The sequence below is a fragment of the Gelidibacter algens genome, from assembly GCF_001678675.1.
Classification (GTDB): Bacteria; Bacteroidota; Bacteroidia; order Flavobacteriales; family Flavobacteriaceae; genus Gelidibacter; species Gelidibacter algens.
In genome coordinates this window covers 157769-181636 of record NZ_LZRN01000003.1, presented here as the reverse complement: position 1 = coordinate 181636, position 23868 = coordinate 157769, and the positions used below count along the sequence as shown (strand labels likewise).

At 38.1% G+C, this 23868-nt stretch carries 24 protein-coding genes; 17 read left to right on the top strand and 7 right to left on the bottom strand.

Features of this window, described 5'->3' with window-relative positions:
- Positions 1-84: 84 nt before the first annotated feature.
- The 5 genes from rlmD to A9996_RS02450 all read left to right on the top strand — a co-directional run bounded on the left by rlmD (position 85) and on the right by A9996_RS02450 (position 4969).
- Positions 85-1494 (top strand): 23S rRNA (uracil(1939)-C(5))-methyltransferase RlmD, encoded by a 1410-nt coding sequence (rlmD, locus tag A9996_RS02470; protein WP_066430474.1) that lies wholly within the window; start codon positions 85-87, stop codon positions 1492-1494.
- 69 nt (positions 1495-1563) lie between these two features.
- Positions 1564-2100, top strand: a complete 537-nt coding sequence (locus A9996_RS02465; RefSeq protein ID WP_146608912.1) for a DUF6452 family protein — start codon at positions 1564-1566, stop codon at positions 2098-2100.
- On the top strand, positions 2072-2815 hold the full coding sequence (locus A9996_RS02460; RefSeq protein ID WP_245905256.1) for a DUF6048 family protein: 744 nt from the start codon (positions 2072-2074) through the stop codon (positions 2813-2815). Before A9996_RS02465 ends, A9996_RS02460 begins: the two co-directional genes overlap by 29 nt.
- Before the next feature lie 76 nt (positions 2816-2891).
- The gene (locus tag A9996_RS02455) at positions 2892-3416 is read left to right on the top strand and encodes a hypothetical protein (protein ID WP_066430469.1); all 525 of its coding nucleotides are present in this window, start codon (positions 2892-2894) and stop codon (positions 3414-3416) included.
- 59 nt (positions 3417-3475) lie between these two features.
- Positions 3476-4969 (top strand): carboxypeptidase-like regulatory domain-containing protein, encoded by a 1494-nt coding sequence (locus A9996_RS02450; RefSeq protein ID WP_066430465.1) that lies wholly within the window; start codon positions 3476-3478, stop codon positions 4967-4969.
- Positions 4970-4989: 20 nt separating this feature from the next.
- Here the strand turns inward: A9996_RS02450 and A9996_RS02445 are convergent, their stop codons facing one another.
- On the bottom strand, positions 4990-6150 hold the full coding sequence (locus A9996_RS02445) for a THUMP domain-containing class I SAM-dependent RNA methyltransferase (protein ID WP_066430463.1): 1161 nt from the start codon (positions 6148-6150) through the stop codon (positions 4990-4992).
- 57 nt (positions 6151-6207) lie between these two features.
- Between A9996_RS02445 and A9996_RS02440 the strand changes: the two genes are divergently transcribed.
- The 5 genes from A9996_RS02440 (at position 6208) to A9996_RS02420 (ending at position 9973) form a co-directional block, all read left to right on the top strand.
- The gene (locus A9996_RS02440) at positions 6208-6939 is read left to right on the top strand and encodes a class I SAM-dependent methyltransferase (protein WP_066430462.1); all 732 of its coding nucleotides are present in this window, start codon (positions 6208-6210) and stop codon (positions 6937-6939) included.
- Positions 6936-7610 carry a ZIP family metal transporter gene (locus tag A9996_RS02435; protein WP_066430461.1) on the top strand — a complete coding sequence of 225 codons (675 nt, stop codon included), beginning with the start codon at positions 6936-6938 and terminating at the stop codon, positions 7608-7610. The genes A9996_RS02440 and A9996_RS02435 overlap by 4 nt, the downstream gene beginning before the upstream one ends.
- Before the next feature lie 130 nt (positions 7611-7740).
- Complete coding sequence (locus A9996_RS02430) at positions 7741-8169, top strand: DUF4268 domain-containing protein (protein WP_066430460.1); 429 nt, start codon at positions 7741-7743, stop codon at positions 8167-8169.
- 225 nt (positions 8170-8394) lie between these two features.
- Entirely contained in the window at positions 8395-9207 is an 813-nt protein-coding gene (locus A9996_RS02425) for an amidohydrolase family protein (protein WP_066430459.1), read from the top strand.
- A gap of 40 nt (positions 9208-9247) precedes the next feature.
- Positions 9248-9973, top strand: a complete 726-nt coding sequence (locus A9996_RS02420; protein ID WP_211272623.1) for a transposase — start codon at positions 9248-9250, stop codon at positions 9971-9973.
- Positions 9974-9983: 10 nt separating this feature from the next.
- Here A9996_RS02420 and trhA read toward each other — a convergent pair whose 3' ends face one another.
- Positions 9984-10610 (bottom strand): PAQR family membrane homeostasis protein TrhA, encoded by a 627-nt coding sequence (gene trhA / locus A9996_RS02415; protein ID WP_066430455.1) that lies wholly within the window; start codon positions 10608-10610, stop codon positions 9984-9986.
- Entirely contained in the window at positions 10610-11287 is a 678-nt protein-coding gene (locus A9996_RS02410) for a DUF4294 domain-containing protein (RefSeq protein ID WP_066430548.1), read from the bottom strand. Before A9996_RS02410 ends, trhA begins: the two co-directional genes overlap by 1 nt.
- Before the next feature lie 101 nt (positions 11288-11388).
- Here A9996_RS02410 and A9996_RS02405 point away from each other — a divergent pair, with 101 nt between their 5' ends.
- From A9996_RS02405 to A9996_RS02375, 7 genes are all read left to right on the top strand, one after another.
- Positions 11389-12480 (top strand): M42 family metallopeptidase, encoded by a 1092-nt coding sequence (locus A9996_RS02405; protein WP_066430452.1) that lies wholly within the window; start codon positions 11389-11391, stop codon positions 12478-12480.
- The gene (locus tag A9996_RS02400) at positions 12480-13640 is read left to right on the top strand and encodes an aminotransferase class V-fold PLP-dependent enzyme (RefSeq protein WP_066430450.1); all 1161 of its coding nucleotides are present in this window, start codon (positions 12480-12482) and stop codon (positions 13638-13640) included. Before A9996_RS02405 ends, A9996_RS02400 begins: the two co-directional genes overlap by 1 nt.
- A gap of 1 nt (position 13641) precedes the next feature.
- The gene (locus A9996_RS02395) at positions 13642-14211 is read left to right on the top strand and encodes an NUDIX hydrolase (protein WP_066430448.1); all 570 of its coding nucleotides are present in this window, start codon (positions 13642-13644) and stop codon (positions 14209-14211) included.
- Positions 14208-14885, top strand: a complete 678-nt coding sequence (locus tag A9996_RS02390; RefSeq protein WP_066430446.1) for a PrsW family intramembrane metalloprotease — start codon at positions 14208-14210, stop codon at positions 14883-14885. The genes A9996_RS02395 and A9996_RS02390 overlap by 4 nt, the downstream gene beginning before the upstream one ends.
- Positions 14886-14958: 73 nt before the next feature.
- Positions 14959-15444, top strand: coding sequence for an acyl-CoA carboxylase biotin carboxyl carrier protein subunit (locus tag A9996_RS02385; protein ID WP_066430445.1), 486 nt, complete (start codon positions 14959-14961; stop codon positions 15442-15444).
- Positions 15445-15555: 111 nt separating this feature from the next.
- Entirely contained in the window at positions 15556-17001 is a 1446-nt protein-coding gene (accC, locus tag A9996_RS02380) for an acetyl-CoA carboxylase biotin carboxylase subunit (protein WP_066430443.1), read from the top strand.
- A gap of 146 nt (positions 17002-17147) precedes the next feature.
- Positions 17148-18689, top strand: a complete 1542-nt coding sequence (locus tag A9996_RS02375; protein ID WP_066430439.1) for an acyl-CoA carboxylase subunit beta — start codon at positions 17148-17150, stop codon at positions 18687-18689.
- Positions 18690-18880: 191 nt separating this feature from the next.
- On the opposite strand, the gene A9996_RS02370 is transcribed toward A9996_RS02375, so the two are convergent.
- The 4 genes from A9996_RS02370 to A9996_RS02355 all read right to left on the bottom strand — a co-directional run bounded on the left by A9996_RS02370 (position 18881) and on the right by A9996_RS02355 (position 23862).
- The gene (locus tag A9996_RS02370) at positions 18881-19681 is read right to left on the bottom strand and encodes an NYN domain-containing protein (protein ID WP_066430438.1); all 801 of its coding nucleotides are present in this window, start codon (positions 19679-19681) and stop codon (positions 18881-18883) included.
- Between the two features lie 189 nt (positions 19682-19870).
- Positions 19871-20089, bottom strand: coding sequence for a hypothetical protein (locus A9996_RS02365; RefSeq protein ID WP_066430437.1), 219 nt, complete (start codon positions 20087-20089; stop codon positions 19871-19873).
- Positions 20090-20225: 136 nt separating this feature from the next.
- Entirely contained in the window at positions 20226-22133 is a 1908-nt protein-coding gene (gene acs, locus A9996_RS02360) for an acetate--CoA ligase (protein WP_066430436.1), read from the bottom strand.
- A gap of 358 nt (positions 22134-22491) precedes the next feature.
- Entirely contained in the window at positions 22492-23862 is a 1371-nt protein-coding gene (locus tag A9996_RS02355; protein ID WP_066430435.1) for an alanine/glycine:cation symporter family protein, read from the bottom strand.
- Between the last annotated feature and the right edge of the window lie 6 nt (positions 23863-23868).

The following is a 23868-nucleotide window of genomic DNA, read 5'->3' as shown; positions in this document are numbered from 1 at the left end:
CCGCAGAACTATTTTTTATATGAGCCTTAATAAAATCGCAATTTGTAATTCGTAATTCGCAATTGGTTTCACTATTTTTGCGATATGGGAAGAAGAAATAAAAAACAAATCTTTGAGAATGTTGTTGTGGTTGATGCTGGAGCCAAAGGAAAATCAGTAGCAAAAGCACCAGACGGTGCTGTTATTTTTATGCAAAATGTGGTTCCGGGCGATGTTGTTGATGTAGAAACTTTTAAGAAGCGTAAATCCTACTACGAAGGGAATGCCATAAAATTCCACGAATACTCTGATAAACGTACAGAACCAATGTGCCAATATTTTGGCGTTTGCGGCGGTTGCAAATGGCAAGATATGGCTTATGAATACCAATTGTTTTACAAGCAAAAGGAAGTGGAGCAAAATTTGAAGCGTATTGGCCATCTGGAACTCCCTCCTGTGACCCCTATTTTAGGGTCGGCCAAGGATTATTTTTACAGAAACAAAATGGAGTTTTCATTCAGTGATAGTCGCTGGTTGACCTTTGATGAAATACGTTCTGATGAAGATTTGGGCGATAAAAATGCGCTCGGTTTGCATATCCCTGGAATGTGGGACAAAATTTTGGATATCGAAAAATGCTGGCTGCAAGCTGATCCGTCCAATGCCATTAGAAACTCAGTGAAAGAGTTTGCAGTTAAAAACGGACTTGAATTTTTCAATACACGCAATCAAACGGGATTCTTGCGCACGTTGATGCTTCGCACCTCTTCCACTGGAGATATCATGGTGCTTTTTCAGTTTTTCAAAGAAGATAAGGCCAACCGTGAATTACTGTTGGATTATATAGGCGATAAATTCCCGGAAATTACCTCTTTGCAATATGTGATCAATGGGAAAGCGAATGATACCATTTATGATCAAGAGGTTATTTGTTATAAAGGCGAAGACCATATTTTTGAAGAAATGGAAGGTTTAAAATTTAAAATCAATGCCAAATCATTTTACCAAACAAACTCTGAGCAAGCGTATGAACTGTATAAAATTACACGAGAATTTGCCGATTTAAAAGGTGATGAGCTAGTTTATGATTTATATACAGGCACAGGAACCATCGCACAGTTCGTAGCTAAAAATGCCAAAAAAGTAGTGGGTGTAGAAGCTGTTGCTGATGCCATTACCGCTGCCAAAGAGAACGCAAAATTAAACATGATTGACAACGTTGAATTTTATGTGGGCGATATGAAAAATGTGTTCAATGCTGATTTTATCAACCAGCACGGACATCCCGATGTGATTATTACTGATCCGCCAAGAGATGGCATGCATAAAGATGTGGTGCAACAAATATTAAGTATTGCACCGTCAAAAGTGGTGTATGTAAGTTGCAATAGCGCGACGCAGGCTAGAGATTTAGAAATGATGGATGGCATGTACAAAATCACGAAAGTGCAGCCCGTTGATATGTTTCCACAAACCCATCATGTGGAAAATGTTGTACTTTTGGAAAAACGATAAAGTGATCAACGATTGATGAAATAACAATACCAATCATCTGTAACCATTCTAAACAAGAACCTAAGAAACTTGAAACATAAAAAAGTCTTTCAGCCTATTACATTGCTATTGTCATTGTTCGTTTTGACATGTTTGTTGAGTTGTGAACGTGATGATATTTGCGCTTCCGCAACCCCTACAACGCCACATTTGATTGTTCGTTTTTATGACATTGACGACAGGTCAGAAACTAAAACTGTAAGACGGATGGTTGTTAAAGAGGAGAACACTTCCAAATTCATTGTAGACGATAAAACTTTAGATTCCATCGTATTGCCATTGAGAATAGATGTCCTAGACAATTTAAACACAACAAGGTTTGAAATAAAAAGGGACATCGATTTCGAAACTGATAGTGATCCAAATACCGTTAGCAATACGGATATTCTTGAAGTAACTTACACGCCTGAACTCATTTACGTGTCGCGCGCCTGTGGCTACAAAAGTATTTTTAATGATGTCATTGCCAGTCGAGATTCTGACCCTAACAACTGGATTATTGATGTTGAAGTTATTAACACCACCATAAACAATGAAAATGCAGCGCATATCAATATTTATCATTAGTCTGATTATTTTGATGGTGTTGCCATTAACATCATTTGCACAGGAAGACATTGCAGATCAAGAAGCACCCGTCAATGACACCATCGTTGTAAAGCAAAAATATGGACTTCGCTTGGGAGGTGATGTAGGTAAATTAACCCGTTCATTTATTGATGATGATTATACGGGTTTTGAAATTAGTGGCGACTATAGACTCACCCAAAAATTATATTTGGCAGGCGAATTGGGCACCGAGGAGAATACCATCAGAAACAATTACTTAGATGTTACTGCAAAAGGGAACTACTTTAAAGCGGGAATAGATTACAACCTTTATAAAAACTGGTTGGACATGGAAAACCTGATCTATACCGGATTAAGGGTTGGCGTCAGCACGTTTAGTCAAAATTTGAACAGTTATACCGTATATACGACTGACCAATACTATGAACCATTTACATCGTCAGATTTACAGGAGTACAAAGGCCTATCAGCCATTTGGGTGGAATTTGTTGTTGGTATTAAGGCTGAATTGGTGACCAATCTCTTTGTAGGTATCAATGTCCAATTAAAAGGTATGGTCGCAGAAGATCAACCTGAGAATTTTGAAAACCTATTCGTGCCCGGGTTTAATAGAACTTTTGATAGTGGAAGGTTTGGCTTCGGATTTGGCTACAACGTATCGTATTTGATTCCTATCTTTAAGAAAAATAAAAAAATTCCCGTAGAGGAATAAAACCTCGCAAATACTTCAAATTTTGCATTCGTTTTTAAAAGAAATATGCGTAACTTTTACCTACTAATACCGCCGTATGCATAAAGATGAGATTGCCGATTTATTGGAGGAAAAATATCATACACTTATTAATTGGTTAGAAGGCCAAGACCATGAAAAATGGACACAAGGCCCTAACGGCGAATGGACTACAGGTCAGCAAGCATTATATTTATTGCAAAGCATCATTCCGTTAAACAATGCGTTAAGCATGCCTAAATTTTTATTGCGCTACAGGTTTGGAAAAACCAATCGGAAGGCGCGCGATTATGACACGATCGTTAGGCTCTATCTTGAACATCTGAAAGATGCCGAAGGGAATACTTTTAAGGGCTCTCGAAAAATGAAAACTTCAACACTAGAAGATAAAACCTATATCTTGACTCGGCTTCAAGTAGAAAGCAAAAAATTGCAGTATAAAGCCAGAAAAATAACGGACGAAAATTTAGACACGCTATTACTGCCACATCCGTTTATGGGTAAGATATCTATAAGGGAAATCTTGATGTGTAATGCTTATCATGTGGAATATCGTACAAAGACGCTTACAGAAAACTATTAATTTAAAGTTACAAAGCGTCACCTTATTCGTCTTCCTCCTTTAACCGTCACCTATAACTTATGAAGCTTCAATTGTGTTCTGTTTGGATATTACTTTTACTGTGCGCTATTCCTGCGTTTTCACAACACATCAAAGGACAAATCATTGATGCCAACACCAAGGAACCCATAGCGTTTGCTACTGTTCAGTTTGATAAAAACAATGGGGTGGTTTCAAATATGGAAGGTTTTTTCAATATATCCTCTGAAAAATTGAATCCTGATTCCTCCTTAACCATATCTTTCATGGGTTACGAAACACAGCGCTTAACCGTAAAAAACTTACAAAATCAAAGCTATCTTATTAAGCTCAAGGAAGCTGTAAATCAATTGAATACCGTTTACATAACCAACCAACTGCCAAGGGTGGATAGTATTATGGCGAGGGTCAATAAAAACTTATATACAAACTATCATTTTTCAGATGTTAAATACACCCTTTTCACAAGGCAAACAACCTACTTTAAAGCGAATAATCTTGAAGTAGATATTGAGAAATCGTCTGGTTTCAACAAGAAACAATTAGAAGCATCAAATAAGCAGTTTAAGGATTTGACCAATCAGATTGTCACCAATCCTCCTAACCAAATGTTTACAGATGTGCTTTCTGACGTATATCTAAAACCAGATTCCAAGAGTAAAATGGAAGTTAAGAAAGCGACCAAATTAAAAGATCGTAAAAACAATTTAACTCTTGAAACCATTCAATCGAGGGTCAGCAACATTGTACTTCAGCATTTAGATACCAGCAAAACATACACAGTAAAAACAGGGTGGTTTAAGATTGAAGATGATCTATCGCTCAAAAAAAGTAAGGAAATTAAAGAGGAATCTGACGACTACAGTTTAAATAGTCTCAAATCAGACAACATTAACACTATTGAGGAACATCTCTTTGAACATCAATCCGCTTTAGATTTTATTTTGGATCATGCCAGCTATGACTATCAACTTACAAACATTGCCAATATCAATGACAAATTGGTATATATTATCAATTTTGAGCCAAGAAAAAACCGAGCAAAATTTAAAGGCACTATCTATGTGAATGATGAAGATTATGCCATTTTAAAATTGGATTATAGTTATGCCGAAGGAAAAATTGGTGAGAAACTGAATTTAAAACTTCTATTAGGAGTCAAATATGTTGAAAAAGCTAACAAAGGAACTGTCATTTACAAGAAAAACATTGAGAGCAACATATATTACCCATATTACATCAATCATGAATCTGGTCAATATGTCTATGCGCACAGACCTTTCAAATTCATCGAAAATAGCCAAATCAATAATAATAAAGTGGCTTTTGATGTTACCATTGAAGGGACTATCGTTCAAAAACAAGAACTGATGAGTCTTGATTTTAAACCATTTGACGATGCCACTTTCAACCAAATCAAAGAAGCAAATAAAGTAGAGTTCATCCAATTGAAACAGTACGACCCTTTATTTTGGAAGGATTACACCATTATGGAACCCTTGGAAGAATTGAAAAAGTTTAAAGTAGAGGACTGATTGGTTTTGAAAACGGCTATCTAATGATCCATATATTTACCCTTCTTACTGCCCTCATACATCACGTACTTTACCAACCGCGCTTCCAATTTAGCATTCACCAAATGAATCTTTCGGGATGGTCTGAGTCCAACATGTTTTAAAGCATCAAGGTTGGACGTGATAAACCAGGCGTCTGTACCTGGGTAGTTTTGCTTGAGCGTGTCCCCAATACTTTTATAAAAAGATTCCATATCTATATCCAACCGCTCTCCATACGGCGGGTTGAATACCATATGCAATTTCTCATCGCCCGCTTTTTGGGTCTTAAAGAAATCTTCGTGCCTGACTTCAATAAAATCTTCCAAATTTGCATTTTTGATATTTTCTTTTGCCTTAGCAACCGCACTCGGAGCTTTATCGTACCCTATAATCTTATGATGAAAATCTCTGGTTTTGCTCAAAAGTGATTCCTCTATTTTTTCAAACAAATCAACATCCCAATCTTGCCATCTTTCAAAAGCAAATTCCTTTCGCATCAAATTGGGTGGAATATTACAGGCAATCATCGCGGCTTCTGCCAATATAGTACCACTACCGCACATGGGATCCATAAAATCAGTTTGACCATCCCATCCTGAAAGTAATATCAACCCCGCTGCCAAAACCTCGTTTATTGGTGCAATATTCGTCGCTGTTTTATAGCCGCGCTTGTGCAAGGAATCTCCTGAAGTATCCAAAGAGATGTTGCACATGTTTCTATCAATATGGACGTTGATTTTCAAATCAGGAAACTTCAAATCGACATTTGGTCGTTCGCCAACAGTATCTCTAAATTTATCGACAACAGCGTCTTTTGTTTTTTGGGCTATGTATAATGAATGTGTAAATAAAGGCGAGTGCACTGTGGCATCAACAGCCATTGTTCCTGTGGGTTTTAGATAGAGTCCCCAGTCCATTTTATAGATTTGATCATACAAATCCTTTTCATTATTTACTCTAAAACTATGGATGGGTTTCAGAATTTTAATGGCGGTCCTCAATGCTAAGTTTGCTTTGTACATAAACCCTTTGTCTCCAACAAAACTCACGTTACGCACACCAGTTTTTACTTCTTGTGCACCCAACTGAGTCAATTCCTTTGCTAGCAATTCTTCAAAACCAAATAAGGTTTTGGCAACCATACTAAAATTATTATCCATTATTCTCCTGATATAGATTACAAAAATAAAGTATTTTTGCAGTCAGACGAATTTATAATGACAAAAGACACAACATATTGGTACGCTTCATGGTTTGATACACCATATTATCACATGCTTTATGAAGATAGAGACCATGCCGAAGCACATCAGTTTATGGATAATTTAACCCAGTATTTGAATCTGCCAGAAAATGGTAAAATACTCGATCTTGCCTGTGGTAAAGGGCGCCATTCCATATATCTCAATTCATTGGGTTACGATGTGACCGGAGTTGACCTTTCAGAGAACAGCATTGCGTATGCCAAAACATACGAAAATGAAGCGCTCCATTTTGACGTGCATGATATGTGCAAACCGTACAATGATAAATTTGACGCCGTATTTAATCTGTTTACCAGTTTTGGATATTTTGATAAATCAGAAGACAACCTGAACACTATTAAAGCCATTAAAGACGATCTGAACGAGTTTGGTTTTGGAGTCATCGATTTTATGAATATTGATTTTGTAATCGATAATTTAGTGCCAGAAGATGTAAAAACTGTTGGTGGTATTGATTTTCATCAGAAAAGATATGTTGAAGACGGACATATCGTCAAAGATATCAGCTTTACTGACAACGGCAAGGACTACAACTATCAAGAACGCGTAAGAGCAAAGACATTATCTGATTTTGAAGCACTTTTTGAAGAAGCTGGTGTATATTTATTGGATATTTTTGGCGATTATAAACTCCGAAAATTTCATAAAGAAACGTCAGAACGCTTAATAATGATCTTTAAATGATGCAATATTTATTACCAATATTTGCCGTTGGTTTTGGTGTGCTGCTAGTCTTGATCTTCAAGCATAAGAAATCCAACTACACAAAATTATTGTTATCTTTCAGTGGTGCTTTTTTATTGGCGCTGACACTTTTTGATTTACTACCTGAAGTCTATGAACATTTAGAGGCAAAACAAACAGGCTTGTTCATAATGTTTGGTATTCTCATCCAAATACTCTTGGAATTTTTCTCAAAAGGCGCAGAGCATGGCCATGTCCACATTCAGAAAGACGACACCACATTTCCTTGGGTATTGTTTATCAGTTTGAGTATCCATAGTTTTTTGGAGGGTTTCCCAATACACCAACATAATGATATGGTTTATGGCGTTCTCATTCATAAAATCCCTATTGCAGCGTTGATCACAACCTATTTAATACAATCCAAATTTTCAAAACTACAAATTATCGGGTTTTTAGTTGTTTTTGCAGCTATGACACCCATCGGAACGCTTATCTCAAACACGGTAACGTTAGTTGAAGACTATGTGTTTTATATCAATGCGATTGTGATTGGAATATTTTTTCACATCTCCACAGTTATTTTATTTGAAAGTAGCGAAGGACATAAATTCAACCTTTCAAAATTGGTGGTGATAGTATTGGGGATTTTGGTGGCTTATGTGATATAGGGTTAGATGGGTGACGGGTGACAGATGTTAGATGTTAGATGTTAGATGTTAGAAAATCTAAAATAAACTATTTCGCACTGCAAACTGAACACTTTAGACTGAGAACTGAAGACTGAAGACTGAAAAAAAAATGTTTAGCAAAGAAGAATCAAGACTATTAAGAGAAGAGTTCTGGATCAGTTTTGGGAAGTCGTTTCCTCGAAAATGGATTCTTTACGATACCAAATTGAAGGGTTTTGCCTTTAAGTTTCATTTTGATACCAAACTGGCAATGGTGACCTTAGATCTTGAAGACGATCTTGAAAACCGGATCAACTATTGGGAAAAACTACAATCCCTAAAAACCATTTTAACTAAGGAATTTCTACCAGAAGCTATTTTTGAAGAAGAATATTTCTTGGAAAACGGGAAAGAAATTTCTAGAATCTATGTGTCCCTAGATCAAAAAGTCTCCATTCACAATAAAAACACTTGGAGAGAGGTCATGGAATTTTTTGTCGAAAAAATGATCTTGTTTGAAGCGTTTTTTGAAGACTATCAAGATTTTATTGATGCCTAAATAGTCATCAGTGGTCAGTTGACAACATGAATAAGCGATTTAACATAATAACTAGGTATACAAAGATTATTCTAACCGTTATAAATAAAAGCCATCATTTCTATTCAGACATTTGCGAAAACTGAACACTAATACCGATCACTAACACTGAACACTGAACACTAAACTTGCCCATCTCCTTAAATTATTCGATATTGTTAGCTTATACCAAAATTTAAAAACATTATGATCATAGACGTCCATACCCATATCAATAATTACCATGAAGACCGCGTTGTTTCCTTAGAGGACTGCCTCAATAAACTCACAGCTGAGATGCAGGAAAATGGTGTGGATTATTCGTTGGTCTTATCGTCCTATAAAGTAAATGAACACAGACCGAGCACTAAAAAAGTTGTCGAAGCCATTAGCAACAGAAATAATCTGGGGGTCGTGGCTGGTGTCAGTTACCTCAATTATGATTACAAAGATTTACGGGAACTTAGTGAGTTTCTTGATGCCGGACTTATAAAAGGTCTGAAATTTTATCCGGGTTATGAACCTTTTTACCCCAATGATATTAGGTTTAAGGTGATGTATGATATGGCTATTGAGTTTGATGTGCCCGTCATGTTCCATTCGGGTGACACTTACGCTCCTAATGGAAAAATCAAATACTCCCACCCTATTCATATTGATGATTTGGCCGTGGATTATCCGGATCTGAAAATTGTCATTTGCCATGTTGGTAATCCGTGGATTAAGGATTGTATGGAAATTGTCTATAAAAACCAAAATGTGCATGCTGACATTTCTGGATTGGTTTTGGGTGATTTCAACGAGAAATTTGAGCGCTATATGAAAAAGGAAATTGAGGAAATGATCACTTATGCGGGCGATCCTAAATATTTGCTTTACGGGACAGATTGGCCCATCAGCAACATGAAATCCTACCTCAAATTTATGAACCAGCTGGATTTGGCAGACGATAAAAAAGAACTGATATTATGGAAGAATGCGGCGGAGCTTTTCAAAATTGATGTTAGTAAATTGCGTTGATGTCACGAGCTGATTAAGACAGCCTATATAAAAAATCCTAATGACCGATAAATTTCAAAACAAATATCGTATTCCATCGGCACGCATGCAAACGTGGGATTATCGTTGGAACGGGGCTTATTTCATAACAATCTGTACAAAAAACAGGATCCATTATTTTGGTGAGGTCGTGAACAATGAAATGAAATTAAGCGATGTTGGTGTATTGGCAGATGTTTTCTGGCATGAAATAAAACACCATTCTAAAAATCTAACTTTTGGCGAATTTATCGTGATGCCTAATCATATTCATGGCATTTTGATCATCAATTCTGATTCTGATATTGATCATGCGGATGGGAATCCAATTAACAATAATCCTGATTCCGAAGTACAGACAAGGCATGCCTTGTCTCTTCGTGATGCGGATGAATATCCTAATCCCGATTCGCATAAAATCATCCATTCGGATGGCAATCAAAATCCCGATGCGGATGAATATCCTAATTCCGATGCGGATGGATTCCGCAATCCGAATAAAAACCCCAATCCCCAACAATCCATCGGCCAAAAACGCCTACGAAATCCTGGCAAAAACTCCATCTCCTCCATTATTGGCGGCTATAAATCTGCCGTAACCAAACACGCGCACCGCTTAAACCTTGATTTTGAATGGCAAACCCGATTTTACGACAACATAATAAGAGATGAAAGGGCATTTCAAACTATTTCAAATTATATTATTAACAATCCCACAAAATGGAAAGAAGATAAATTCAGAACATAATCACCCACTTTTACAACACATAAAGAAAAATCATCAAATAGTGGCAAATAGCACCTCCAAGTACAAATAAATGCCAAATAACATGGTTATAAGGGATTTTGTGAACCGCATAAAAAATGATGCCGATGGTGTAAAAAGCGCCCCCAGCAATAAATAGTTTGACACCATTGGGGCCAATCCATTGCGAAAGATTACTGAAATCAAAAACAATCAGCCAGCCCATTACGAGATAAAGCAAAGTGGATACTATTTCGAATTTCTCGGTAAAGAATAATTTGAGTATCAATCCAAAACCCGCAATAGCCCAAACACTCCAAAATAATGGCCACCCCAAACTATCATTTAAAGCAATCAGGGTAACTGGCGTATAGGTGCCTGCAATCAAGAGATAAATGCTGATATGATCAATGATCCTGAAATAATGTTTCCGTCTTTCTCCAGTAACGGAGTGGTAAATTGCCGAAGCTAAAAACAATATAATAATAGAGATGCCATAAATAATAACACTAAACAAACTCCAGTCTGCTTTGTGCTCTTTAAAACTGATCAATAACACCAAGCCTGTAATTCCTAAAAGTGCCCCAAATCCGTGGGTCCATGCGTTTAATTTTTCTTCAAGATCAGATTGTATACGCATTAGTTTTTCACGCTTTTAGAAGCCCATTTGGTTTTGAGATCAAAATAGTCAACAGGAAATGCAGATTTCTGACGTTCCAACTGTCCGCTTTGAAAAGCGCGTTCCAAGATATCTTCTATCAAATAATCTTCGCTGACGTCTAAAGGATTGAACTCCTCCTTCAAAGAAATATCAAAAAATTTAGCAGTATTATGGAACCAAAACGCACGCCAGCCACTGCGTAATTCCTTAATTAACTCAAATGTAGTTTCCCCAGTTTGTCTGTGAATTAACTTCACCAGAATTTGGCCCTCAGTTCGGGTGAGTTTCTTGAGTTCAGCCGAAAATTCCTCTTCAATATACTTCTGGATAATTTTTGCATATTGGCGCTTTTGACTTTTACGCTCTAAGGTTGCCAAACGCTTATTAAGTTCCACCAAACGTTCTGCTGCCAATTTTGCATACGGATACACCTTTATTGTTTTCCGCTTTAAAATCAAATACCGAATGCGCGCCTCTTTATCATCAAACTTCAATCTATTCAACACCACTACGGGATCCAAATCAATGATGGCCACAGGAATCGAATCACCATCAATGTAATAATAGTCTACTGTAGTTGAATCTTGCTCAACAGGAACTACCTGAGCAAAGATTAAAGTGGGTAAAAAAACAAGAATGTAGGTTATTAATTTCATTTGGTGCACATGCGCTAAAATCATTCCAAAATTAAGAATTTACATAAGCATTAACCTTAAAATCCTATTAATATTACTAATTTTAGACAAAATATTTATTCATGCCAAAAAAGAACATTTTAGACAACAAATCATTAGAATTTTTAGAAAACTATTTAAATAACGCTTCCCCAACAGGGTACGAATGGACCGGCCAAAAATTATGGATGGATTACCTTACACCTTATGTTGACGAATTTATCACGGACACTTACGGGACCGCCGTAGGCGTAATCAATCCGAAAGCAAAATACAAAGTAGTCATTGAAGGACATGCGGATGAAATTTCGTGGTATGTCAATTATATCGCAGATAATGGCCTGATTTACGTGATTAGAAATGGTGGTAGTGACCATCAAATTGCTCCGAGCAAAATTGTAAACATCCATACCAAAAGTGGCATCGTCAAAGGTGTTTTTGGATGGCCGGCAATTCACACCCGAGATAAAGCCAAGGAAGAAGCGCCAAAACCAGAAAATATTACTATTGATGTTGGTGCCAAAAACAAAGAGGAAGTTGAAAAAATGGGTGTCCATGTTGGATGCGTTATCACTTATCCTGACACCTTTCATATTCTTAATAAGGATAAATTTGTGTGTCGCGCCATTGACAACCGTATTGGCGGTTTCATGATCGCCCAAGTAGCACGTTTGTTGCACGAAAATAAAAAGACCTTGCCTTTCGGACTTTACATTACCAATTCCGTTCAGGAAGAAATTGGACTGCGTGGTGCAGAAATGATTGCAGAACGCATCAAACCTAATGTAGCTATAGTTACTGACGTCACCCACGATACAACCACGCCAATGATCGATAAGAAAAAAGAAGGGCATTTGGAACTCGGCTTGGGTCCTGTGGTAGCGTATGCGCCGGCTGTGCAGCAGAAATTGAGGGATTTGATTACTGAAACGGCAGAAAGCAATAAGATTCCGTTCCAACGTTCCGCATGCTCGAGAGCGACTGGCACTGACACTGATGCTTTTGCCTATAGCGGTATGGGCGTGGCGAGTGCGTTGATTTCATTGCCACTGCGTTACATGCATACCACGGTGGAAATGGTGCACAGAGACGATGTTGAAAACGTGATCAAATTAATTTATGAATCCTTATTGAACATAAAAGAAAACGATAGTTTTAGTTATTTTGAAAACTAATGGATACTTCACAACAAAAAGATCTATTTGATATTCCTGAGGATATTTGCTATTTAAACACGGCGAGTCTTTCACCGTCGTTTAAAGCAGTAGAGCAAGCGGGAATTGATGCTGTTTTGCAAAAAAGTAGACCTTATCTTATTCCGTCATCCGATTTTTTTGACCCTGTAATTGAGTTAAAGAAAAGATTTGCTGAACTCATTCAGTTAGATGAATTTGAGCGTGTTGCAAGTATTCCATCGGTGTCTTACGGAATTGCCACAGTTGCAAATAACATTGAGTTAAATGCCGGAGATACCGTGGTGCTAATGCAGGAACAATTCCCAAGTAATTATTATTCTTGGAAGAAATTAACCGATACATATAAAGCCCATTTAAAAATAGTTCAAGCACCCAAAACCACAAGCAATCGCGCCAAATTATGGAACGAAGCTATTTTGGAAGCCATTGATGATTCCACTGCGGTAGTGGCCATGGGCAACATCCATTGGTCCAGTGGTGCTTTATTCGATTTGAAAGCCATTAGAGAAAAAACTCGAATGCATGATGCGTTATTGATCATTGATGGCAGCCAATCAGTAGGTGCCCTCCCCTTTTCGGTCAAAGAAATCCAGCCCGATGCCTTAATTTGTGCAGGCTATAAGTGGCTTTTCGGACCTTACGGCTGCGGCTATGCCTATTACGGACCTTATTTTGATGGCGGCGAGCCTTTGGAAGAAAATTGGACCAATAGGTTAGATAGCCATAAATTACCCGACTTAACGCGATATCAACATGAATACAAGCCTCTTGCCAACAGATATGTAATGGGAGAAAGTGGCAGTTTTATTCACGTTAATATGCAGTTGGAAGCTTTAAAACAAGTGCTTTTATGGACGCCCGAAGCTGTTCAAAACTATTGTAGAGGAATTTCAGTAAAAGCGGTAGAAGAACTCAGGAATCTAGGCTGCTATATTGAAGCCGATGATTATAGAAGCCATCACCTTTTCGGACTCGAATTGCCAGAATCAATAAATATAAAAGCCTTTAAAAAAGCGCTTTCTGATCAACAGATATTTGTTTCATTTAGAGGCAATTACGTGCGTTTATCTTGTCATTTTTTCAATACCGAAAAAGATTTTGAAAGATTTTTAAATTGCTTAAAATCTGTTATAAATTAAGATGGAGACAGAAGAATACATTGCGATTTTAAATGCAGATGGATCGCCTACTGGGAAAACTTGCCTAAAATCAGAAATCCATACGCAAGGCTATTATCATGACACTGCCCATGTCTGGTTTTACAATACAAATGCCGAAATATTATTGGCACAACGGGCTGCTTCCAAAACCGTTTACCCCTTACTTTGGGACGTTTCTGTTGCGGGCCATGTGGATGCAGGCGAAACCATTGAAGATGCCGCCATTAGAGAAACACGAGAGGAAATTGGTCTTATAATTTCAGAAGAGGATCTGGGAAAAATTGGTGTGTACAAATGTTTCCAAAGCTACCCCAATGGCATTAAGGACAATGAATTCCACCACACCTATATTGTAGAGACGCAATGCTCCTTAAAAGACCTAAAATTAGATACAGATGAAGTGGGACAAGTAAAGTTTATAAGCATTCCTCAATTTCATGAACTTTTAAAAAACAGTGCATCAAACAGTCATTTTGTGTCGAGCAACACCTCCTATTACCTTGAAGTTATTAAGGCCATTGAAAACCGACTTTTAAATAAAAAAGCATGACCCTACTATTGCTGGCCATCTCTCCGGTGCTTATCGTCATCCTTTACATTTTCATACAAGATAAATATGAAAAGGAACCGACGCGATTATTGGTTTACAATTTTTTGTTAGGCGCTATTGTAAGCGTGATAATCACAACGCTGCTTTATGTCATTATCGATATTCCATTGCCTTTAAAAAACCATAACAGTATTTATGAACAGTTCATCAAAGCATTTTTTGTTGTTGGCCTTTCAGAAGAATTTAGCAAGTATATTATTGTACGCTACTACGCACAATCTCATGACGAATTCAATGAGCCTTTTGACGGCATTGTCTACGCCGTAATGGTCTCTATGGGTTTTGCGGCTACAGAAAACTTAATGTATGTGCTTCAAGGCGGTATGGAAGTTGCCATCATCAGAGCATTTACGGCAATTCCTGCCCACGCCACATTTGCCATCCTAATGGGTTATTATATTGGGAAAGCAAAGTTTTCCAATAACCGTATAGTTCTAAATCTAACAGGATTATTTCTCGCGGTCTTATTCCATGGGGCTTATGACTTTTTTCTGTTTATAGATTTTGTTCCTGGGATCTGGATGGGTGCTTTTATATCGCTGTCTATCGCTATTCTACTTTCCAGAAAAGCTATTAAAAGACACCAGAACATTTCATATTTCAGACCAAAATAAAGAGAATAGCCAATTTAAAAAGGCGAATAGAAAAGGAATCCGTAATTTAGTAGTTCAAATAAATAGTTAAAAAATGAAGCAAACCTTCTCAGTCAACGTTAATAATTCCTATGATTTCAATATCGACTCCGCGTCACTTTCTGAATTGGATATCATAAAAACTGCAGCTTCAAAATACCACGTGCTACATGATAATAGCTCTTTTGAAGTGACCATTATCTCAGAAGATTATTCAAAAAAATCATATAAAGTAAAAGTCAACAATAACGTCTACAACATAAACATTAACAATAGCTTAGATCAACTGATAAAGGATTTAGGTTTTGAAATTGGAAGCTCTAAAAAGATTGATAGAATTACTGCGCCAATGCCTGGGCTAATTCTTGAAATGAGTGTGAATGTTGGTGATGAAGTTAAAGAAAATGATCCACTCCTGATTTTGGAAGCTATGAAAATGGAGAATGTAATTACGTCTCCAAGAGACGGAACGATCAAAGCCATTTCTGCCAAAAAAGGAGATGCGGTAGATAAGAATCAATTGTTGGTGGAGTTTGAATAAACTGCCACATGAGTAAATGAATAGCAAGACAAGGTTACTGGCAAAAAAATGATTTGTTCGTAGCAGAACCAGATTCCCGCCTTCGCGAGAATGAAAAAATAACTTTTTTCAATGAAGAAAATACTAGTTGCAAATAGAGGAGAAATCGCCATTCGAGTTATGAAAACGGCAAAGAAAATGGGCATTAAAACGGTGGCTGTGTATTCTACTGCCGATAGAAATTCGCCTCATGTCAGGTTTGCAGATGAAGCGGTTTTAATAGGCGAGGCACCTTCCAACCAGTCCTATTTGCTTGGTGATAAAATTATAAAAGTGGCAAAACGTCTGAACGTTGATGCGATCCATCCCGGATACGGCTTTTTGAGTGAAAATGCCGATTTCGCAGAAGCTTGTGAAGCGAATGACATTATTTTTATCGGTCCAAAATCTAAAGCCATCAAAATAATGGGGAGTAAATTAGCAGCCAAGGAAGCTGTCAAACATTACGACATTCCAATGGTTCCCGGAATAGATGAAGCGATTACAGATGTTGAAAAAGCGAAAACCATCGCCAATTCCATTGGGTATCCAATTTTGATAAAAGCATCTGCTGGTGGTGGCGGGAAAGGCATGCGCGTGGTTGAGAAAGCGTCAGAACTGGAGTCTCAAATGAAACGCGCCATCAGTGAGGCCACCTCTGCGTTTGGCGACGGTTCTGTATTTATTGAGAAATATGTCAATTCTCCCCGGCATATTGAAATTCAGGTGATGGCAGATACACACGGGAATACCATTCACCTATTTGAAAGAGAATGCAGCATCCAGCGGCGCCATCAAAAGGTTATTGAAGAAGCGCCTTCATCAGTGTTAACTGCAGAACTGCGTACAAAAATGGGCGAAGCGGCTATAAAAGTCGCTCAGGCCTGTGATTATGTGGGCGCTGGAACTGTCGAATTTCTTTTGGATGAACAGCTCAACTTCTATTTTTTGGAGATGAACACACGCTTACAGGTCGAACATCCGGTGACGGAGCTTATCACCAATACCGATTTGGTAGAACTCCAAATACGTGTTGCCCGTGGTGAGGTGTTGCCGATTAAGCAAAACGATTTAAAAATAAAAGGACATGCGCTGGAACTACGTGTGTATGCTGAAGATCCGCTGAATGATTTCTTGCCTAGTGTTGGGAATTTAGAAGTATATCAATTGCCAAAAGGTGATCATATTCGGGTCGATAATGGCTTTGAAGAAGGTATGGATATACCTATCTATTATGATCCGATGCTTGCCAAGTTGATTACTTATGGCGACACACGAGCAGAGGCCATTGAAGAAATGCTGAACGCCATTAACAATTATCATGTGGAAGGCATCGAAACCACGCTTCCTTTCGGAACTTTTGTTTGTGAACATGAGGCGTTCCGTTCCGGGAATTTTGACACCCATTTTGTCAAAAAATATTATTCTGCGGAAAAAATTAAAGAACAACATAAAGAAGAAGCACATTTGGCTGCGTTGATCGCCGTCAGACAGTATTTGGAAGATCAAAAAGTACTCCGTGTTCCGGGAGGGAACTAAGGCTGAATTTGAAGTTGAAAATGAAATTGAAATTGAAATTGAAGTTGAAAAACAGAGCTTAAAAACACAAGTAAAAAAAATGACAATAGGTTAGCGTCCCTGTCTCCCAACAGGCAGATCTGCGGCCTTGCGAGAAAACATATCACATGGAATCCAAAATAAAAGACCTTAACGATAATCTTGCTCAAGCCTACCTTGGTGGCGGACAAGACCGAATTGACAAACAACACAAACAAAAGAAACTTACCGCAAGAGAGCGTGTCCATTATTTATTGGACGATGGCTCATTTGAGGAAATTGGTGCTTTAGTGACGCATCGTGCCAAGGATTTTGGAATGGACAAACAACAATTCTATGGAGATGGTGTTGTGACCGGCTATGGCACTGTGCATGGCAAATTGGTATATGTGTTTGCTCAGGATTTTACGGTTTTTGGCGGTTCTCTATCTGAAACGCATGCCGAGAAAATATGTAAGGTTATGGATTTGGCGGTCAAAGTTGGGGCTCCAATTATAGGCTTGAATGATTCCGGTGGCGCGAGAATTCAGGAAGGTGTAAGAAGTTTGGGTGGTTATGCCGATATCTTTTATAGAAATGTACAGGCTTCTGGGGTAATTCCGCAAATCTCAGCCATCATGGGGCCTTGTGCCGGTGGCGCGGTTTACAGTCCTGCCATGACGGATTTTACAATTATGGTCCAGGATACGAGTTATATGTTTGTTACGGGCCCTAATGTGGTTAAAACAGTAACCAATGAAAATGTAACTTCAGAAGAGTTGGGAGGCGCGAGCACACATTCAACAAAATCAGGCGTGGCTCACATCACATCTTCCAACGATGTGGAATGTCTGGAGGATATTAAAAAACTCATCAGCTACTTACCACAAAATAATACAGAAACCCCTCCTCTTTTACCTTATGACTTAAAAGATGAAGTTAGAGATGCACTTTCAGATATTATTCCTGATAATGCCAACAAACCTTATGACATGCACAGCGTCATCAACGGGATTATTGATACCGATTCCTTTTATGAGATCCATAAAAATTATGCAGAAAACATCATTGTAGGATTTGCACGATTAGGCGGCAGAAGCATTGGTATTGTTGCCAATCAACCGATGTATTTGGCTGGTGTTCTAGATGTGAACAGTTCAAAGAAAGCTGCACGATTTGTTAGATTTTGTGACTGCTTCAACATTCCGCTCTTGGTTCTGGAAGATGTTCCAGGGTTTTTACCGGGAACGGATCAAGAATGGCGCGGAATTATTGTACACGGCGCCAAATTACTCTATGCGTTTAGTGAAGCTACCGTTCCAAGAGTGACCGTTATTACCAGAAAAGCTTATGGTGGCGCCTATGATGTGATGAATTCCAAGCATATTGGAGCCGATATGAATTTTGCGTGGCCGAGTGCAGAAATTGCGGTGATGGGTGCCAAAGGCGCGGCAGAAATTATCTTTAAAAAAGAAATTAATAATGCCGAGGATAAAGACGCCAAATTGAAAGAAGAAGAAGCAGAATACGCCCGTCTTTTTGCCAATCCTTATAGTGCAGCAGAACGCGGATTTATTGATGAAGTGATCCTTCCAAAAGATACGCGACGTAAATTGATCAAGGCTTTTGCGATGTTGAAAGATAAACACGTAGACGTGCCAAAACGCAAGCATGGGAATATTCCATTATGATTTTTTAATATAGATTCAAGATCGCTTCGCTTTTAGATGCAAGAATCAAGACTTGAATTTTCCTAAAATCAAATAGAACAATAATGTCCTAAATTTTTAGAATAAAGTATGATTTGTTTACCATGAATTGAACACTCTTCAGTTGTCAGAAGTGAGGATATGGTTTAATAATAAAACTTTATAGTAGTGGATTAAAGCTTAGAAATCAACTTCTTCTTGCCACGGGATTGCTTTTTAGGCTTTGGTTTGGGTTGGTTCTCTTTTATTCTGACATAGATGAGTTTGAAATGTCCTTTAGAATCTTCACGACGATCAATTTCAAATTCATTAATGGATTTGATTAAGGGCGTTAATTTCTGAAATCCATAATTACGGGAATCAAAATTGGGCTGTTTCTTTTGAAGCAAACTCCCAACATCGCCCATAAATGCCCATCCATCTTCGTCTGCCACATCATCAATTGTTGCGGATATGAACTTAATATCTTTTGTAGTAATTTTATCGATATTACTCTTTGTTGATTTTGATTTTTCCTCAGTAGGATTAACTTCTTCTTCGCTCTGATTTTTAAGAATTTCGATATAGATGAACTTATCACAAGCCACAATAAACGGATTGGGGGTCTTCTTCTCACCAATGCCGTAAACCTTCATTCCTGCTTCACGTAATCGGGTTGCCAATCGTGTAAAATCACTATCGCTGGAAACCAAACAAAAACCATCCACTTTTGCAGAATAAAGAATGTCCATGGCATCAATAATCATAGCAGAGTCCGTGGCATTTTTACCTACGGTATAACCATATTGTTGAATTGGCGTAATGGCATTTTCCAACAACATGTTCTTCCATTTTGAAAGATGAGGCTTGGTCCAATCCCCATAAATACGCTTGATGGTTGGGTTCCCATATTTTGCTATTTCTTCCATCATTTCCTTTACATAGGCTGAGGGAATATTGTCACCATCTATTAATACTGCAAGTTTGATATCCATTTATTTGGAGTTGTTGTTATTATAAAATTTTAGACGTTTTAAAAGTTAAAGATACTATTTAATTGCAGGAAATTTATCCGCGTTGCTATTTTTTCAGAGACTACTAAAAAAAAATGAAACCATAGCCATTATTTTGGCTATGGTTTCTTGCTGAACCAAATATTAATAGTATTCAACTAGTCAGAAAAACTAAACGAGCAATTTTTGGTAAACTTTATCCTTTATAAAGCGGTATGTCGTAACGCATTCCTCATACTTTTTGAACACAAGGTCATGTTTTTGAATGTAAAATTGATCACATTCCAATTCATCACTTTCTCTAGCGCTATTCAGTTGTTTGCGCTCAATAAGATTAACAACTTCTACCGTCAACATTTTAAGGAGCTGTTTTTCTTCTTCCAAAAACATTCTTATTATATTTCGCTTTGGAAAATCTTACAGATTGCAATTGGCAATATAAGAACTCACATTATAAAGACAGGTCAGTTCTTTAATGCCTTCTTTTAATTTGTCTTCTGTTGAAACAAGCGCTGCCATATTGATATTATAGCCTATGTTCAATGATATCCTGCACTACTTCCGGATTTAGTAAGGTGCTCGTGTCTCCTAAATTTGACATGTCATTTTCGGCAATTTTACGAAGAATACGTCTCATAATCTTACCACTTCTCGTTTTCGGCAAGGCATCAGTAAACTGTATTTTATCAAGTTTGGCAATCGGGCCAATACGTTCAGAGATCAATTGGTTGATTTCTTTGCGTAAATTATCATGGACTCTGCTTTCGCCAGTTTCCTTTAAGGTGACATAGCCATAAAGCGCGTTTCCTTTAACGTCATGAGGAAATCCTACAATGGCACTTTCTGACACGGCAGGATGCTCATTGATGGCATCTTCCAAAGGCCCTGTTCCCAAATTATGACCAGAAACAATCACCACATCGTCTACCCTTCCCGTAATTCTGTAATATCCAACTTCATCCCTCAGGGCACCATCACCTGTAAAATATTTATTCTCAAACGTAGAAAAATAAGTTTCTTTATAACGTTGGTGGTTGTTCCAAATAGTTCTCGCCATTCCAGGCCATGGGAATTTGATGCACAAGCGGCCTGCCACTTGGTTATCTTTCAACTCTTCGCCATTTTCATTCATCAATGCCGGTTGAACCCCTAAGAATGGTAAGGTGGCATAGGTTGGTTTTGTTGGAGTGACATATGGTAGCGGCGTGATCATAATACCTCCAGTTTCCGTTTGCCACCACGTGTCCACAATCGGGTTTTTACCTTTCCCGATTATATCATTATACCAGTGCCAAGCTTCCTCATTGATAGGTTCACCAACTGAGCCCAATACTTTAATAGACGATAAATCTACGTTTTGAGCAAAGGAAAGGTTTTGCTTTGCCAAGGCTCGGATAGCTGTTGGTGCGGTATAAAACTGATTCACTTTATGCTTTTCAACGATTTTCCAAAATCTTCCAAAATCGGGATAATGTGGCACCCCTTCAAACATGAGCGTGGTTGCGCCGTTGGCCAAAGGCCCGTAAACGATATAGCTATGGCCTGTAATCCAACCAATATCTGCAGTACACCAATACACGTCGTGCTCTTTATATTGAAATACATTTTTAAATGTGTAGGCTGTGTAAACCATATATCCGGCAGTGGTATGTACCATTCCTTTTGGCTTTCCTGTAGAACCAGAGGTGTATAATATAAACAGCGGATCTTCAGCGTCCATCAATTCTGCTTCAAATTCGGCAGAAGCATTATCTAGCAAAGGCTGCAACCAGATATCGCGGTTTTCAATCATTGTTACCTCAGAGTTGGTCCGTTTGACTACCAATACAGTCTCGATGGTATCACATTCTTGAAGTGCTTCATCTACAATTCCTTTTAAATCGATGCTTTTATTCCCTCTAAAAGAACCGTCTGAAGTGATGACCATTTTGCAATCACTATCAATAATGCGTGTGGATAATGCTTTTGATGAAAATCCTGCGAACACCACATTATGGATTGCCCCTATACGGGCGCATGCCAATAGTGTCACAGCCAATTCAGGAATCATGGGCAAATAGACGCATACCCGATCTCCTTTTTCAATCCCTTGATCTTTTAAAACGTTCGCCATTTTACAAACCCGTTCATGAAGTTGTTTGTAGGTGATGTGCTGTGCTTCTTCATCAGGATCATTAGGCTCAAAAATAATGGCCACTTTATCGCCACGACTGAGTAAATGTCTGTCGAGACAGTTTTCTGTGATGTTCAATTTTGCACCTTCAAACCATTTGACTTCTGGTGTTCTAAAATCCCAACTGAGTACCTTGTCCCATTTTTTTCGCCATAAAAAATGTTCTTCTGCTATTTCTTCCCAAAAATTTTCAGGTTCTCGTACTGATTTTCTATAGACTTGATAATACTCTTCAAGATTTTTAATGTGGTAATGACTCATATGTTGCTATTGTTTGATGTGGTGTTATAAAGTGACTATTTATCAGAAGAAAAATAACCTACAGTGCTTACTAATTCAAAAATAGTATTAAATATTTATAGTAACTATTCAGTGACGGTTCTACAAATTTATTGGTCTCAAATAGAGTTAAAACTATGCACTTTGGTGCATTTCGTTTTAGCTTCTAAAAATGTTTTGCCACGAATTTCACAGATTTTCACGAAACCGTTTGTTATCTAAAAACGCACGCAATGAGATACTATTCATTTCACGAATTCAACAGACTTTCAGTCTGTTTTAAAAAACCCATGGACTTGAAGTCCATAGTGGTTTAGTCTCCATATCTAAAGATATAACTTTACAATCGCATCCGTTGTGCATAAGCCTTCATTTCTTTAATAACCTTTGGCGCCAAAATAATAGTTGCGGTCATTGTAGGAATTGCCATCAAAGCGAAAGTTCCATCTATTAAGTTGAGCATCATACTTAAAGGGGTTATCGCCCCAAGAATAATACTGGCGATATAGAAGTAGTTGTAGTAGTGCTTGTTGTGCGCTCCAAATAAAAAGGACATACATTTTGTACCATAATACGAATAGGTAAATAATGAAGAAATACTAAATGTAGCAATACAGATCAACAACAAGTAATTGCCATAACCCGGAATGGCATCATTAAATGCGGCGGCAGTTAAACTCACCCCATTGGCCTCACTAGTTTGCCATACTCCGGTGACCAAGATGGCCAATGCTGTTAAGGTACAAACTACTAAAGTATCAATGGCAGGCCCTAACATGGCTACCAAACCTTCGCGTACAGGTTCATTGGTTTTTGAAGCACCATGAGCCATTGGGGCGGTACCAATACCTGCTTCGTTAGAGAAAGCGCCACGTCTCACTCCTAAAAGGATCAATCCACCAACAACGCCACCTAAAAATGAATCGCCTTTATAGTTATTTGCAGCAAAGGCATCCGTAAACATCAGTGCAAAATATCGAGGCACCTCTTCTATATAGACACCCAATATAATCATCACCAAAACGAAATACAATAACACCATACTTGGCACCAGCTTTGAGGCCGTTTTACTGATCCTGTCCAAACCTCCTAAAATAACAATGGCTGTGATTGCCACAAGTACCACACCAATAATAATATTGGATGTATTGGTCACTTCAATTCCGTTTGGCTCCAATAATATAAAATTGATGGCCTGCTTCAATTGATTCACATTAAAAACTGGTAAAGCGCCTATAAGTCCGCAAATACTAAAAAACACAGCCAACGGTTTCCATGATTTACCCAGGCCTTCCATAATAAAATACATAGGCCCGCCTTGGATATCACCATTGCTGTCTTTACCCCTAAACATAATAGCCAAAGTACAAGTGAAGAACTTTGTGGACATGCCAATTATGGCACTGATCCACATCCAAAACATTGCTCCTGGACCCCCGATGTGAATGGCGACAGCTACACCAGCAATATTCCCCATACCGATAGTAGAGGCTAAGGCTGTTGAAAGTGCTTGAAAATGAGTGATTTCTCCCGGCGCATTTGGATCGTCATATTTGCCTCTCAAAACATTTAGGGCATGAAAAAAATAACGAAAAGGTAAAAATTGGGAGCGTACCAATAAGTACAACCCGCCTCCAATTAATATGATCAATAAAGGTAGGCCCCATGCGTAATCAGCAAAGGTTTGAAAGATCGAATCTAATGTCTCCATTTGTGA